Origin of the sequence: Actinocorallia sp. A-T 12471 (assembly GCF_033875155.1) — a bacterium.
In the GTDB taxonomy this organism is placed as follows: Bacteria; Actinomycetota; Actinomycetes; order Streptosporangiales; family Streptosporangiaceae; genus Actinocorallia.
The window spans coordinates 633,168-648,589 of record NZ_JAWZTE010000002.1 but is presented as its reverse complement, the minus strand read 5'-3'; the positions used below and the strand labels follow the sequence as shown (position 1 = coordinate 648,589).

At 72.1% G+C, this 15,422-nt stretch carries 8 protein-coding genes; 3 read left to right on the top strand and 5 right to left on the bottom strand.

What is annotated here, in order from left to right; genetic code table 11:
- Positions 1–456 precede the first annotated feature (456 nt).
- From R9X44_RS08045 to R9X44_RS08030, 4 genes are all read right to left on the bottom strand, one after another.
- On the bottom strand, positions 457–1,629 hold the full coding sequence (locus R9X44_RS08045; protein WP_319813363.1) for a transcriptional regulator: 1,173 nt from the start codon (positions 1,627–1,629) through the stop codon (positions 457–459).
- A 136-nt stretch (positions 1,630–1,765) separates the two neighbouring features.
- Entirely contained in the window at positions 1,766–3,160 is a 1,395-nt protein-coding gene (locus R9X44_RS08040) for an FxLYD domain-containing protein (RefSeq protein WP_319813362.1), read from the bottom strand.
- Positions 3,161–3,415: 255 nt separating this feature from the next.
- Positions 3,416–5,524: a 3-hydroxyacyl-CoA dehydrogenase NAD-binding domain-containing protein gene (locus tag R9X44_RS08035; RefSeq protein ID WP_319813361.1), complete on the bottom strand. Its 2,109-nt coding sequence runs from the start codon at positions 5,522–5,524 to the stop codon at positions 3,416–3,418.
- On the bottom strand, positions 5,521–6,723 hold the full coding sequence (locus tag R9X44_RS08030) for a thiolase family protein (RefSeq protein WP_319813360.1): 1,203 nt from the start codon (positions 6,721–6,723) through the stop codon (positions 5,521–5,523). The genes R9X44_RS08035 and R9X44_RS08030 overlap by 4 nt, the downstream gene beginning before the upstream one ends.
- Positions 6,724–6,919: 196 nt before the next feature.
- On the opposite strand from R9X44_RS08030, the gene R9X44_RS08025 reads away from it, so the two are divergent.
- Positions 6,920–8,662 (top strand): AMP-binding protein, encoded by a 1,743-nt coding sequence (locus R9X44_RS08025; RefSeq protein ID WP_319813359.1) that lies wholly within the window; start codon positions 6,920–6,922, stop codon positions 8,660–8,662.
- A gap of 136 nt (positions 8,663–8,798) precedes the next feature.
- Positions 8,799–10,184 carry an AMP-binding protein gene (locus R9X44_RS08020; RefSeq protein WP_319813358.1) on the top strand — a complete coding sequence of 462 codons (1,386 nt, stop codon included), beginning with the start codon at positions 8,799–8,801 and terminating at the stop codon, positions 10,182–10,184.
- 250 nt (positions 10,185–10,434) lie between these two features.
- On the opposite strand, the gene R9X44_RS08015 is transcribed toward R9X44_RS08020, so the two are convergent.
- Positions 10,435–11,484: a TerC family protein gene (locus R9X44_RS08015; protein ID WP_319813357.1), complete on the bottom strand. Its 1,050-nt coding sequence runs from the start codon at positions 11,482–11,484 to the stop codon at positions 10,435–10,437.
- A 319-nt stretch (positions 11,485–11,803) separates the two neighbouring features.
- On the opposite strand from R9X44_RS08015, the gene R9X44_RS08010 reads away from it, so the two are divergent.
- A complete protein-coding gene (locus R9X44_RS08010; protein WP_319813585.1) occupies positions 11,804–15,325 on the top strand; it encodes a serine/threonine-protein kinase in 3,522 nt (1,173 codons plus the stop codon).
- Positions 15,326–15,422: the final 97 nt, after the last annotated feature.

The window sequence follows — 15,422 nt, the reverse complement described above, 5'->3', positions numbered from 1 at the left end:
CCGGACCCCTCCCGGCCGCACCCCGGACCCCTCCCGGCCGCACCCCGAACCCCTCCTCGCCCCCGCCCTCCCCGCCCCACCCCTCCACGCCCGAACCCTCCCACCCCCCACGCCCCCCACCCTTCAGACCACGAACCCCTTCACGCCCCCCACCCCCACCCCCCACGCCCCCCACGCCCCCAACCCCTCCACGCCCGCCCCTCCCCGCCCCCAACCCCTCCCCGGCCCGCCCTCCCCTCCCCGCCCCGAACCCCTCCCCGCCCCGAACCCCTCCCCGCCCCGAACCCCTTCGCGCCCGAACCCCTCCCCCCGCCCCACCCCCACCCCCCACGCCCCCCACCCCTCCACGCCCGCCCCTCCACGCCCCCAACAGCGCGCTGTCGCCCCATACCTCGCAGATCGCACGATTCCGGTCGGCTCCCGCAGGCCCCGCCCTCCCGGCCTTGTTTCCGTTTGTCACTCTGCGGCGGCGCGGGCCCGGGCGACCGCGACGGCGTGGCGTGCGTCCGATCTGGGCAGGAGTGCGACGGCGTGTTCGTGGATGGCGAGGTCGTCGGGGTGGTGGGCGCCGTAGGCGAGGGCGGGTTCGGGGCGCGGGTCGGCGAGGACGGCCTCGCGGAGCGCCACCTCGATGTGGTCGCGCCAGCGCAGCACCCCCGGGGCCTCGGACTGCGGCAGCAGGGGGCCGCCGTAGGCGCTCAGGGCCTCGTCAAGACGGCCCGCGTGCAGGTGCTCCAGGACCTCGGCCGCGTCGCAGGACACCCGTCCGGTGAGCGCGTAGGAGCGCGCGGACAGCGCCCCGGCCATGACCCGCCGCAGGTGCGACACCTCCGCCCGCAGCGTGACCGCGCTGACGCGGCGTTCGCCGTAGAGGCAGTCGTGCAGCCGCTCCGGGGCAAGCTCGCGGCCTTCCAGCGCGAGCAGCGCGAGGATCTCGGCCTGCCGCGGCCTGATCCGCACCGGCATCCCGTCGTGCCGCAGCGCGGCCTTGCCCAGGCAGCGCAGCCGCCAGCCCGTGCCCGACGCGCCGTCCAGCCTGCCCTCGATCGCCGCGACGAGCCCCCGGACGGTCGGCAGCCCGAGCGGATGCGACCTGTCCCACGTGCTGGAGATGTCCAGCACACCGAGCACCCCGCCGTCGGGCCCGTGGATCGGCGCGCAGTAACAGACCCACCCGTGCAGCGCCTCCACAAGGTGCTCCGCGGAGAACACCGAGCTCGGCATGCCGGTCTTGAGGGCGAGCGCGAGCGCGTTGGTGCCCATCGACGCCTCGTCCCACCGGCCGCCCTGGGCGAAGTTCACCGCGCCCGCCCGACGGCTCATCACCCGCCCGCCGCACGTCCACAGGATCGTGCCGCCCGCGTCGGTGACCGCGGCGACGAACCCGGCGTCCTCGGCCACCGCCCGCAGCTCGCCCGCCACCGCCTCCACCGGCGCGCGCAGCGGCGAACGCGCCCAATCCGCCTCCGCCGCCAGCGGCGCGCAACCGCGCGCCGGATCGACCGCCCTGATCGACCGCAGCCACGACGCCCCGATCTCCGCCCGCACCTCGGGCGACCCACGCTTCGCCAACCACCGCGACCACTCCCTGCGCAGCGCCTCGCGCCGCAAACCCAGCTTCTCGTCCATAGGCTCGTCCTCGAACCTTCGGGCCGGCCGCTCGGCACGTCCGGCTGGCTTCATGAAAACACGAAGAGCCCGGCCGCGCGCACGCCTTGTGCCCGTCCTGTGGAAAACCGGTGAGTGTTCAGAGAGTTGCGGAAGGTCAGCGCTGGAGCGCCGACTCCCACGGGTTCGGGTCCGACCAGGGCTGCGCCATCAGGTCGAGGGACGCCACGGGGCCGGGCGGCGCGGAGATCGTCCCCTCGATCTTGAACGGGACCGTGCCGTGCGCGGGCAGGCCCTGCACGAAGCTCATGTCGCCGCCGATGAGGGTGCCCCTGCCGTCGCGGAACAGCGCGACGAGCGCGACCTCCTCGACGGCCTCCGCGTACGGGTTGCGGATCTCGCCGGTCACCTCGCACGCGCCCTCGGGCAGCTCCATCGCGACGTTCTCGTAGGCGAAGGGCGGGAAGTCCTCGGGCTTGGCCTGGGTCGGGTACCAGTCGGCGGGACGCGGCGTGATCTCCAGGCTGTGCGGGCGGTTCCCGTTGACCTCGAGCAGGCCGGCCCACCCGATCCGCGTGCGCGGCGGCAGCACGGTGAGGACCTGTTCCTCGGAGCCGATGACGTTGCCGTACTCGTCGCGGACGGTCACCTGCACGGTGGGCAGTTCACACCAGTACAGGGTGTTCGGGTTGTGCAGGACCGTCGCCCAGCGGATCCAGTACTCGCCGGGGACCCATTCGCTGGCCTCGGCCGTCCAGCCGGTCTCGGCGACGGTGAACTGCACGAGCTTGCCGGGGTCAGGTTCGGGCTCGGGTTCCGGCTGCGGCTGTGGCTGCGGGGGACGCGGCGTCGGAGGCTGCCGCAGCGCGTTGGCGTCGAGGACGGTGACCGTCGGCGCGCTCTCGCCTTCCCCCGGCCCCTCGACGGGCGGCGCCGGCCTGGGCGGCTCGACGCCCTGGGCGCTCTGCGGCGGCCACGGCGGCAGCGGGCCGGAGTTCCGCACCGACGGCCCGGGCGGCGGCCCCTGCGGCCCCTGTGCGGCCCGTGCGGCGAGAATGAGCGGCTCGGTGGGATTGGGCGGCCGCGCGGGCGCGAGGCCCGGAGCGCCCGCCTGAACGGGCTGTGCGCGCGCCGGGTCGAGCCCGAGCTGGCCGATCGCCCACCGGACGGCCGACTGGTCCTGCGGTCCGTGGATCTCCAGCGACGGGGCGAGCCCGGGCCCCTCGGCGAAGCGGAACTCGATCGCGTGCAGCTCCCACGCCTCGCGCAGGATCTCCTGCCGCCCGGTGACGCGCAGGCCGAGGCCGTCGAGGATCTCCAGGGCCGCGTCGAAGTCGCTCACCATGACCTCGCGCACCGTGCGCTGGTCGCGCATCAGGGTGAGCACATGCCTGTCGCCCTCGGAGTGCAGGCCCGCCCATGCCCCGCCCGGTCCGGCGAGCGCGACACGCTGGATCAGCCTCCGTGGACGGTGGCACCGCGCGCCGAGCCCGCGCAGCCGCTCCCGAGCGATCCCGAAGTCGAGATCGAAGTAGCGGACACCGAATCCCACGTCCTCCCCCAGAAGTCTCGCTGCGGGCTCCTATGGTGTCCTAACGGACAACTCTCATCAATACGCCGCGCCGCCCCTGTTCCGCGCCGCCCCCGTCCAACGGGCGGCCCGCGCGCCGGGGTTCCCGCGATCCGCGCAGTTGCGGGGTGGTGCGGGAAAACGAAAAGCGCCCCGCGTCTTGCGACACGAGGCGCCTCCCGTTAGCCGGCTCGGTAACCCCCCAGTCCCGGGGCCGGCTGGTCTTGCGGAATACCCCTATCCCACCTGTGCAACGCCCGGGGCGAGGAATCGGTTCCCGGTCTGGGAGGAAATTCCTGTCCGGTCAAGGTACGGCGTGATGCCGCCCAGGTGGAACGGGTAACCAGCACCGAGGATAAGGCACAGGTCGATGTCCTCGGGCGCGGCCACCACGCCCTCGTCGAGCATGAGGCGGATCTCCTCGGCGAGTCCGCGCATGGCCCGCTGGAGAACCTCCTCCTCCGTTGACGGGTTGTCGCCGCCCGCGAAGATCTCCAGCGCCTCGGGGTCGAACGTGAAGTCGGGCTGGTACACGCTCTTCTTGCCCGACGCCACGAACTTCCGGAACTTGTCCGACACCGGGAAGCGCTCGGGGAACGCCTCGTGCAGCGTCTCGTTGACGTGCAGCGCGATCGCCGGACCGACCAGGCCGAGCAGCACGAACGGGCTCATCGGCAGGCCGAGCGGATGCGCGGCGCGCTCCGCGGTCTCCACCGGGGTGCCCTCCTGGACCGACCCGATGATCTCCGCGAGCAGACGCAGCAGGATGCGGTTGACCACGAACGCCGGGGCGTCCTTGACCAGCACGCACGACTTCTTCAGCTGCTTGCCGACCGCGAACGCCGTGGCCAACGTCACGTCGTCGGTCTTGTCCGCGCGGATGATCTCCAGCAGCGGAAGGACCGCGACCGGGTTGAAGAAGTGGAAGCCGACGACCCGCTCGGGGTGCGCGAGCTTCGCGGCCATCTCCGACACCGACAGCGACGAGGTGTTGGTCGCGAGGACGCACTCGGGCGAGACGACGGCCTCGACCTCGGCGAACACCTGCTGCTTGACCGACATCTCCTCGAAGACCGCCTCGATGACGAAGTCGGCGTCGGCGAAGGCGTCCTTGGTGAGCGAGCCGGTGATCAGGCTCTTCAGGCGGCTCGCCTTGTCGGCGTGGACGCGTCCCTTGGCGAGTAGCTTGTCGACCTCGCCGTGCGCGTAGGCGACGCCCTTGTCCAGCCTGTCCTGGTCGAGGTCGGTCATGACGACCGGGACCTCGAGCCGCTGGGCGAACAGCAGGGCGAGCTGCCCGGCCATCAGGCCCGCGCCGACGACGCCGACCTTGGTGACCTTGCGGGCGAGGGACTTGTCCGGCGCTCCGGCGGGCCGCTTGGCGCGCTTCTGGACGAGGTCGAACGCGTACAGGCCAGCGCGCAGCTCGTCGGACATGATGAGGTCGGCCAGCGCGTCGTCCTCGGCCGCGAAGCCCTCGTCGCGGGTGCGGTCCTTGGCCTGCCGGACGAGGTCGAGCGCCCGCACGAACGACGGGGCCGCGCCGTGCAGCTTGCCTTCGAGGACGAACCCGGTCATGTTGACCGCGTCGTCCCAGCCCGTGCCCTTGTCGACCTCGGGCCGCTCGACCTTCACGTCGCCGTTGAGGACGCGTGCGGTCCAGGCAAGGGACTCCTCGAGGAAGTCGGCGGCGTCGAAGATCGCGTCGGCGATGCCGAGGTCGAAGACCTGCTTGCCCTTCATGACGCGGTTGTTGGCCATCGGGTTGTCGATGATGACCTTGAGCGCCTTCTCCGCGCCGATGAGGTGCGGAAGCAGGTAGGTGCCTCCCCAGCCCGGTACGAGGCCGAGGAACGTCTCCGGGAGCGAGAACGCCGGGACGCCCCGGGACACCGTCCGGTACGTGCAGTGCAGGCCGGCCTCGACGCCGCCGCCCATGGCCGCGCCGTTGTAGTAGGCGAAGGTCGGCACGTCGAGCTCGCCGAGGCGGCGGAACACGTCGTGGCCGAGCCGCGCGATCATCTTGGCCTCTTCGCGGTCCTTGAGACCGGGAAGACCCTTGAGGTCGGCGCCGACGGCGAAGATGAACGGCTTGCCGGTGAGGCCGACGGCCACGATGTCGTCGCGGGAGGCCACCGAGTCGATGGCGTCGTTCAGCGCGAGCAGGCCGTGCGGACCGAAGGTGTTCGGCTTGGTGTGGTCGAAGCCGTTGTCCAGCGTGATCAGCGCCAGCTTGCCCGCGCCGTGCGGAAGGTCCACGTCACGGACGATGGCCTTGGTGACGACCTCATCGGCGTTGCGATCCTCGTTCGCCAGCTGCGAACGCCAGATGTCGATGCTGGTCACTTGCCGCCCTCCCAGTTCACGTTCTCCCAGAGGACGGTTCCGCCCATGCCCATGCCGACGCACATCGTGGTGAGGCCGTAGCGGACCTCGGGGTGCTCGGCGAACTCGCGCGACAGCTGCGTCATCAGCCGCACGCCGGACGACGCCAGCGGGTGGCCGACGGCGATCGCGCCGCCCCACGGGTTGACGCGGGGGTCGTCCTCGGCGATGCCGAAGTGGTCGAGGAACGCCAGGACCTGGACGGCGAACGCCTCGTTGATCTCGAACAGGCCGATGTCGTCGATGGTCAGGCCGTTGCGGGCCAGCAGCTTCTCCGTCGCCGGGACGGGGCCGATGCCCATGACCTCGGGCTCGACGCCCGCGAAGGAGTAGTCCACAAGGCGCATGCGCGCGGTGAGGCCGAGCTCCTCGGCGACGTCCTCGGCGACGAGCAGGCACGCGGTCGCGCCGTCGTTGAGGCCCGCGGCGTTGCCCGCGGTGACGTTGCCCGCGACGCGGAACGGCGTCTTGAGGCCCGCGAGGTCCTCGAGCTTGGTGCCGGGGCGCGGCGGCTCGTCCTGGGTCGCCAGGCCCCAGCCCTTGGCGGCGGAGCGGATCGCGGTCGGCACGAGGTCGGGCTCGATCTTGCCCGCGGCCTGGGCGTCGGCGTACTTGGCCTGGGAGCGGACGGCGTAGGCGTCGCAGCGCTCCTTGGTGATGGCCGGGTAGCGGTCGTGCAGGTTCTCGGCGGTGAGGCCCATGACCAGCGCCGACGGGTCGACCAGCTTGTCGGTCATGAACCTGGGGTTCGGGTCGACGCCCTCGCCCATCGGGTGGCGGCCCATGTGCTCGACGCCGCCGGCGATCACCACGTCGTACGCGCCGAACGCGATGCCGGACGCGGTGGTCGTGACGGCCGTCATGGCGCCCGCGCACATGCGGTCGACGGCGAAGCCGGGCACGCTCTTGGGCAGCCCGGCGAGGACGGCGGCGGACCGTCCGATGGTCAGGCCCTGGTCGCCGGTCTGGGTCGTCGCGGCGATGGACACCTCGTCGACCCGCTCGGGCGGGAGGGCGGGGTTGCGGCGGATGAGCTCGCGGATCGCGCGAACGACAAGGTCGTCGGCGCGGGTTTCGGCGTAAAGGCCCTTGGGGCCTGCCTTGCCGAACGGCGTGCGTACGCCGTCGACGAACACGACATCACGTGCGGTGCGAGGCACGATCAGGTCTCCCTCTGCGCTCAAGGTGCGGACGCCGACGGGCCGCCCGCACAGGGCCTACTCGCCGGTAACAAATGATTCTACTCGTCAGTAACCACTGACGGCCCCGCCCTCGGCTCTTCGTCGCCCTCTGCCACTTGTCGTGTCCGCCCCGTCTCGTTAGCGTTTGCCGGAAATACCCGGTGGAGGTAGGCCCGTGGCGCACGCCAGACCCGCGTACCGGCCGGGCCTCCGGCGTCGGCTGGGGCATGCCCTCGACTACCTACATGTCCTGGCGTCCGGCGCTCTACGCCTGTCCAGGCCGGTCGCCGCGCTGCGCGGGATCGGCGAGCTCCAGACGTGGGGGACCACCCTCGCGGGCCTCGCAAAGGCCGCCGCCGCCATGCAGCCGCGCAAGACCGCGGTCCTCGACGACACCGGGTCGCTCACCTTCGCCGAACTCGACGAACGCACCGACCGCCTCGGCGCGGCGCTTCCGCTGGCCGGGCCGCGCCCGCGCGTCGCGATCCTGTGCCGCAACCACCGCGGGCTCGTGGAGATCCTCGTCGCCTGCGCCAAACGCGGCGCGGAGACCGTCCTGCTCAACACGGGGTTCGGGATCGGGCAGCTCCGCTCGGTCCTCGAGGAGCTGCGCCCGGCGGTCGTCGTCGCGGACGCGGAGTTCGCGCCGCTGCTGCGCGGATGCCCTCCCGCCCTTGTGCCCGTCGTCGTCTGGGCCGGGCCGGAAGCGCGCGGCGAGACCCTTGACGCGCTCATCGAACGCGCACCGCGCGGCGGCCCCGCCCTGCCCCCGCCCACCGACGGCCGCACGATCATGCTCAGCTCAGGCACGAGTGGCCGTCCCAAGGGCGCGCGGCGCAGGCCGAGGCCGGGGCTCGGCCCGCTGGCGTCGATGCTGTCCAGGCTGCCGCTGCGCTCCCGGCACACGTTCCTCATCGACGCGCCCGTCTTCCACACCTGGGGCCTCGCCGCCCTCCAGATCGGGCTCGCGCTGCGCGCCACCATCGTGCTGCACCGCAGGTTCGACCCGTCCCTGACGCTGGGGGAGATCGAGCGGCACAGCAGGGTCGCGCACTTCGCCGTCCCGGTCATGCTGCAGCGGATCATGGAGCTTCCCGAGTCCGTCCTGGACGGCTACGACAAACGCAACCTTCGGCTCGCGGCCCTCAGCGGCTCGTCCCTGCCCGGCGACCTCGCCCACCGCTTCATGGACGTGTTCGGCGACCGCCTCTACAACGTCTACGGCTCCACGGAAGCGAGCTGGGTGAGCGTCGCGGGCCCCAAGGAGCTCAGGATCAACCCCGCCACCGCGGGACGTCCTCCCAGCGGAACCTCCGTCCGCATCCTCGACGCCGAAGGCAAGCCGGTGCCTCGCGCGACCATAGGGCGGGTCTTCGCAGCCAACGAGAACGTCTTCGAGGGCTACACCGGAGGCGACCCCACCGAAGTCCGCGACGGGCTCCTGGCCACGGGCGACCTCGGACACCTCGACTCCCACGGCCTCCTGTACGTCGACGGGAGAGAAGACGGCATGGTCGTCTCCGGAGGGGAGAACGTGGTGCCGCGCGACGTCGAGGACGTGCTGGCCAGGCTTCCCGAGGTCCGCGAGGTGGCCGTCACGGGGGTGACCGACCCCGAGTACGGGCAGCGGCTCGCCGCCTACCTCGTGCTGCGTCCCGGCGCGGAGCTGACCGAGCGCGAGGTGCGCGAGCACGTCCGGACGCGGGTCGCGCGCTTTGCGGTGCCGCGCGACGTCGTCTTCGTGGAGGAACTGCCGCGCAACGCCACGGGCAAGGTCGTCTACCGCTGGCTCGACGGCCTGGGCGCGGGCCGCAACCGCACGCAGGAGGGCAGGGTCAGGTTCTGGGGAGACGCGCTCGCCGCCGCGCCCGTCGAGGGAGCCGACCTCGGGCGAGCGGTGGCCGACGGCCTTGAGTGAGGCCGGGGAAGCCGCCGGGAATCGGGGGGCTTGACCATCTTCGGTCATGTTCCAGTAAAGGTGAGGTAACTCTCCGGTATTACCGTGGTTCCGCCCGGGTGCTCTTCCCGGGGCGGACGACGGTGGAGGGCTGCTCATGGTGTTCGGCAGATTCGGCGGTCTGGTTTCGGCGGCGGCGCGGACGCCGCTCGTCCTCGCGCGCAGCGGGCTGCTCACCCCCGGGTCCCCGGCCGCGACCGTAAGACAGGTCGCCGCCTTCGCCCGCTGGGGCGACACCCTCGCGGGAAACACGATCGCCGGTGCCGTACGCGACCCGGACCGTCCCGCACTTGTCGACGACGAAGGCGCGCTGACGTACGCGGAGCTGAACGCGCGTACCGACGGCCTCGCCCGGGCGCTTGAGCCGACCCCGCGCGTCGCGCTGCTCGCCCGCGACCACCGCGCCGCGGTCGAGGTGCTGGTCGCCTGCTCCAAGCTCGGGGTCACCCCGCTCGTCCTGGACACCGGCCGGGCGACCTCGGAGCGGCTCGCCTCGCTGCGCGGGCTCGACGCCGTCGTCGCCGACGCGGAGTTCGCGCCGCTGCTGGCCGCCGCGCCGCGCGGGGTCCGCCGCCTGGTCACCGAAAGGCTCCGGCCGGTGCGCGACGCGAGGCCGCTCCAGCCGACCCGCAGGGGCCGCACGGACGGCCGCGAGCGGCTCACCGCGGTCTTGTCCCGGATCCCCCTGCGCGTCCACGAGACGGCCCTGCTGGGCGTCCCGCTCGCGCACAGGTGGGGGCGCGCGTCGCTGCACCTCGCCCTGTCCCTGCGCTCCACCGTCGTGCTGACGCGCCGCTACGACGCGGCGGGGGTGCTCGCCGCCGTCGACGGGCACGGCTGCACCGCGCTGCTCACCGCGCCCGCGCTGCTCGACGCGCTGCTCGCAGTCGGCGACGACGAGCGCGCCGCGCACGACTTGTCGTCGCTGCGGGTCGCCGCGGCCCACGGCGGCACCCTCGCCCCCGGAACCGCGACGGCCTTCATGGACGCCTACGGCGAGATCCTCTACACCGTCTACGGCGACGCCCTCACCATCGCCACCCCGCGCGAGCTCCTGGAACGCCCGGGAACCGCGGGCCGCCCGACCCCCGGCACCCACCTCGAGGTGCTGCGCGAGGACGGCACGCGGGCGCTGCCCGGGATGCCGGGCCACGTGCACGCGGACTCGAGCCCCACGCACACCGTCGGCCACCTCGACCCCGAAGGCCGCCTGTTCGTCCCGCCCGCCCGTGAGGAACTCGTCTTCACCGACGGCGAGCCGGTGGACCCGCCCGCCGTCGAGCGCCACCTCGCCGCGCACCCCGAGGTCTCGGCCGCCGCGGTGACGACCCGTCCCGACGCCTCACGCGGCCGACGCCTCACCGCCTACGTCGTCGCCCGCACCCCACTGGACCCCGACGCGCTCCGCGCCTGGCTGCGCCGCAGCTTCACCCCCCGCGCGATCCCCGACCTCCTCTTCGTGGACACCCTCCCCACCCCCTGACCCACCCAGACGCCCCCTCCCGTCCACTCGAACCTGCACCCAGAACCGCTCAAGCGGACGCCCTCCCCACCCCCTGACCCCCGCCCCGCAGACGCCCCTCCCGTCCACCCGTACCCGAACCGAGAACCGCTCGGGCGGACGCCCTCCGAACTGCATGTGGGTGCTCGCTCGGGCGTTTGTGGGTGCTCGCCCGGGCAGGTGGGCTCCCGGCGTGTGGGGCGGCGGTTTCGGCGCCGTCCCACACGCCGTGTCAGGTTTCGGGGTGGTCTCCTTCTGGCCTGTCGGTTTCCTGGGTGCCGTTCGCCGGGTCGTCCGGTTGGTCCTTCTTGTGGCCCATGACGGTCGCGGAGTGGGCCTTGGCCGTGGGGTCGCGCTTGACGCGGCGGAGGCTCGCCACCGTGGTGATGGTGAGGACCACGACGATGACGACGAGGGACAGGGCGGTGCTGATCTCCGGGACCCAGTCCCACAGGCCGTGCGCCCAGTGCAGGACGAGCTTCACGCCGATGAAGGCGAGGATGATCGCCAGGCCCGTCGCGAGGTAGACGAGGCGGTCGAGCAGGCCCGTCACGAGGAAGTACAGGGCGCGCAGGCCGAGCAGGGCGAAGGCGTTCGCGGCGAAGACGATGTACGCCTGCTCGGTGATGCCGAAGATCGCCGGGATCGAGTCGAGCGCGAACAGCAGGTCGGTGCCGCCGATCGCGAGCAGCACGAGGAACAGCGGGGTGAGCGCGCGCTTGCCGGAGACCTTCGAGGTGAACTTCCCGCCGACGTAGTCGTCGGTGACGGTGAACAGCCGCCGCGACGTCCGCACCAGCAGGTTGTCGGCGATGTCCGGATCCTCGTCGCGGTGCCGGTAGACCTGCAGGGCCGTCCACAGCAGCAGCAGCCCGAAGATCAGGAACATGAAGGAGAACATCGACAGCAGCGTCGCGCCGACCGCGATGAACACCGCGCGCATGATCAGCGCGAGCAGGATGCCGATCGTCAGCACCTTCTGCTGGTACTTCTTGGGCACCGCGAACGTCGTCATGATGATGACGAAGACGAAGAGGTTGTCTATCGACAGGCTCTTCTCGACGATGTAGCCGGTGAAGTACTCGCCGCCATACCCCCAGCCGTACTGCATGCCGAGGAACAGGCCGAACAGCAGGGCGACCGCGATGTAGAACACCGACCAGACGGTCGCCTCCCGGAAGCCCACAGCGTGGGGGCGCAGCACCCCGACCGTCAGGTCGAGGGCGAAGAGCGCCGCGATGACCGCGAGCGTCATCGCCCAGCCGAATGTCGTGACCTCCACGTGTGTTCCTCCACGAACCGTTGTGCCCGAGCTGGCCGGGTTGTGCCGTTCCCCCCTCAACGGGAGCACCGTGCGGTCGGTTCCGTCCCAGCAGCCTCCCGGCCCGTCGCGCCCACTTCGTTATCCGCCTACCCCTGCGCAGCCCCCGCCACCCGTGTCCCGCCGCCACAGTGCCGGACCGCACACCGCCCGACGCGTCCGCAGCGTCAGCGGAGCCCGGAATGTCAGCGTTCGGACCGGAACTGGACAAACGCCGCAGCGCGCCATGGTTTTCACCATGATCAAACGGTTCGCACAGGTATGAGACGGGGTGTCGAAGATGGGGGCGTTGCTCGAAGGGGATCCGAGCCAGCTGGGCAGGTACTGGCTCGCCGCGCGGATCGGCTCGGGAGGCCAGGGCGTCGTCTACGAGGGGTACGACGCCCAGGGCACGCGGGTGGCCGTGAAGGCGCTGCACGCCGACTACGTGTCCGACGCCGACAAGGCGGTGCTCGGCCGCGAGGTCAAGGCGCTCTCGCGGGTCGCGCCGTTCTGCACGGCGAAGGTGATCGAGGCCGACCTCGACCACACGCCGCCGTTCGTCGTCAGCGAGTTCGTGCCGGGCCCGACGCTCCAGGACCGGGTGGACCGCCAGGGCGCGTACACGCCGGAGGAGCTGCACCGCCTCGCCGTCGGCATCGCCACGGCGCTGTCGGCGATCCACGCCGCCGGGGTCATCCACCGCGACCTCAAGCCCGCCAACGTCCTGCTCGGTCCGGATGGCCCCCGGGTCATCGACTTCGGCATCGCCAAGACCGAGGAGATGTCCCGCAGCGCGACGGGCCAGCTCAAGGGCACGCCGCGCTGGATGGCCCCCGAGCTGTTCCGGGGTCAGCGGGCCGACCCTTCGGCCGACGTGTGGGCGTGGGGCGCGATCGTGCTGTTCGCCGCCGACGGACGCCCGCCCTTCGAAGGCGAGAGCCTTCCTTCGCTCATGCACCAGGTGCTGAACCACGAGCCGGAGACCGGCCATCTGCCAGAGCCGCTGCGCGGCCTCACCGAGCGCGCCATGTCGCACGACCCCGCGCGCAGGCCCACGTCCCAGGAGCTCCTCAACACCCTCATCGGCGCGGACAGCCGCGAACTGCCGCTGGAGGCGGGGGCCCGCGCGGCGGCGGACGCGACGGTCGCCGGGCCGCCCGCGCCCTCGCTCACCGAGCTCGCCGAGGGCGCCTACGAGCGGCTCAGCCCCGAGGAGCGCCAGGCCGTGCCGCGCGTCATGCTCCGCATGGTCAACACGCGTCCGGACGCGCGCGAGACGGTCCGCCGCGTCCAGCTGCGCGAGCTGCGGGAGGAGACCAACGGGCAGACCCTTGAGCGCGTCCTCGTCGCCTTCGGCGAGGCGGGCCTCATCCGCGGCGACGGGCACTCGGTGGTGCTCAGCTCGCCCGCGCTGCTGCGCGCCTGGCCGCGCCTGCGCGACTGGGCCGAGTCCGAGCGCGACGGCCTGGAGATCCACCACGCCCTGTCCGACGCCGCGCGCTTCTGGGACGAGCACGGCCGCAAGGACAGCGACCTCTACCAGGGCACCCCGCTGGACACCGCGCTGACCTGGGCCGCCACCGGCCGCCGTCAGCTCACCCTCAACACACTCGAACGCGCCTTCCTCGACGCCGCCGTCCGGCTCACCCAACGCCGCGCCCGCACCCGCACCACGATGCTCGCCGCGCTCTCCTTCCTCCTCGTGATCGCCCTCGGCGCGGCCGCGCTCGCCGCAGTCCAGAGCCGCGACCTGCGCAAGAGCAACACCCTCATCGCCACCCAACGCGACGCCGCCATCAGCGCGCGCATCGCGAACCTCGCCGTCGGCCTGCGCAAGGAGGACCCGAGGACGGCCGCGCGCCTGGCCGCGGCGGCCGGCGCGCTCAACCTCGACGGCATCGAGACCCGAAGCGCCCTGGTGACCCTGTACCACCAGTGGGAGGAGTACATCTACCAGCCGGAAGGCACGAACGGAGACTGGCTCGTGGTCGCCGACCGCCACGGCGGGACCCTCCTGTACGCCAAGGACAACGAGGTGAAGGTCGTCGACGGGCAGGCCCGCAAGGTGCTGCGGACGTTCACCGTTCCCGGCGGCCAGATCGCCGACATGGCCCTGTCCGCCGACGGGACCGCCGTCGCGGTCAGCCAGACCGACCTCAACACCCGGCTGTGGGACGTCGCCACCGGCACGCCGAGGGAGCACACCTTCAAGGTCACCTCCTCCGGCCTCCACCTGAGCCCGACGGCCGCCTACCTGGTCTGGGCCCAGCAGAAGCAGACCGTCGTCTGGGACGCGGCCACCGGCAAGACCCTGCTGAAGATCCCCTACCGCGCGCACAAGCTGGCGTTCTCGGCGAACGAGAAGGTCCTGGTGACGGTGAAGCAGGGCGCGAAGGCCCCCGAGTGGTGGGAGATCGCCAAGGGGACCAAGCTCAAGGCCCCGCGCATGTTCCTCGGCAAGGAGGCGATCGGCGACGTCGCCTTCAGCCCGGACGGCGAGTGGTTCGCCGCCCAGCAGGGCGACGCGATCCGCCTGCTGGAGATCAAGACGCTCGAGGGCAAGACCCTCGGCGGCGTCGACACCAAGACCTACAACATCCGCCACTCCTCGCTCCAGTTCAGCGCGGACGGCTCCTACCTGGCGTTCGACAACACCCTCTGGCGCACCGAGGGCATCGACGACGACCCGCTCATGCGCTACGTCACGAGCCTGTGCGGCGTCCAGCGGATCAGCGCAGACGGGCGCAGCCTGCGCTGCGTCAACGGCGACAGCGCGGTCCTTTCCATCAGCGTCAAGTCGGCCCTCGACCCGCTGGAGCTCAACACCCACCCCGTCCCCAAGGCGGTGTTCAGCGCGGACGGCACGACGCTCCTTGTCGAGACGATGGACGACACCGTCGAGGTCTGGAACCCGGTGCTGCGCCAGAAGACCGGGCAGCTGCCGATCAGGGACCCGAAGGGCTTCTGGCTCTCCGGCGACGGCTCCCTCCTCGCCGTGATCGGGGAGGGCACCTCGCTCGACGTGTGGGACGTGCGCGCGGGCTCGAAGCGGACCACGATCGACGTCGGGCACCAGCTGACGGGAGTCTCCGCGGGCTTCTCGCCGGACAACGGCACCCTCGCCGTCCTCGTCGGCGTCTACGGGGGAACGACGCTCCAGTTCTGGGACCTGGCGCTGAACCGGAAGCTGTTCGAGAACGCCCCGAAGCCGACCGACGTGCCGGTCTTCAACGGCGTCGCCGCCTACCCGCAGATGCTCTTCCTGCCCGACGGCAAATCGCTGCTGTCGGGGTTCGACCAGGGGGTCGCCGAGGTGCCCAGCGGACGTGTGCTGACGCCGCCGAACACCTCGCTCACCTCGGTTCAGGCGATCAGCGGCGACGGCCGGACGGTCGCCTCCGTGGAGGGCGGCAGGATCGGGATCTTCGACACCCGCACCCTCGAGCGCCGGTCCACGTTCACCGCGGGAGCGCAGTCCCCGCCGCAGAACGCCGCGTTCTCCCGCGACCCGGAGGGCAGCGTCCTCGCCACCGCCGACGACAAAGGCCAGATCCGGCTGTGGGACGTCGTCAACCGCCGCCCCTTCGGCATCCCGCTGACGGGCCTCCGCGAGTCCATGCCCTCCTACAGCGCGGTCGCCGACCTGGTCTTCTCCCCGGACGGGCGTTATGTCCTGAGCATGGACGACGCCTCGCACCTGCGCACCCATCTCGTCGACCCCGTCGAGCTCAGGAAGGCGCTCTGCGCGCAGCACGGCCCGCTGTCGCCCGCGGAGTGGCGGACCTTCATCGGCGAGATCCCCTACCGGAACCCGTGCTGAGCGGCCCTCGCCGGACAGCAGGCCCGCCGCCTTCCGGCAGACCCGTGCGACACCGCCAACGAGCGCGGGAACGCACGCCCGAAGGACGCGACGCACC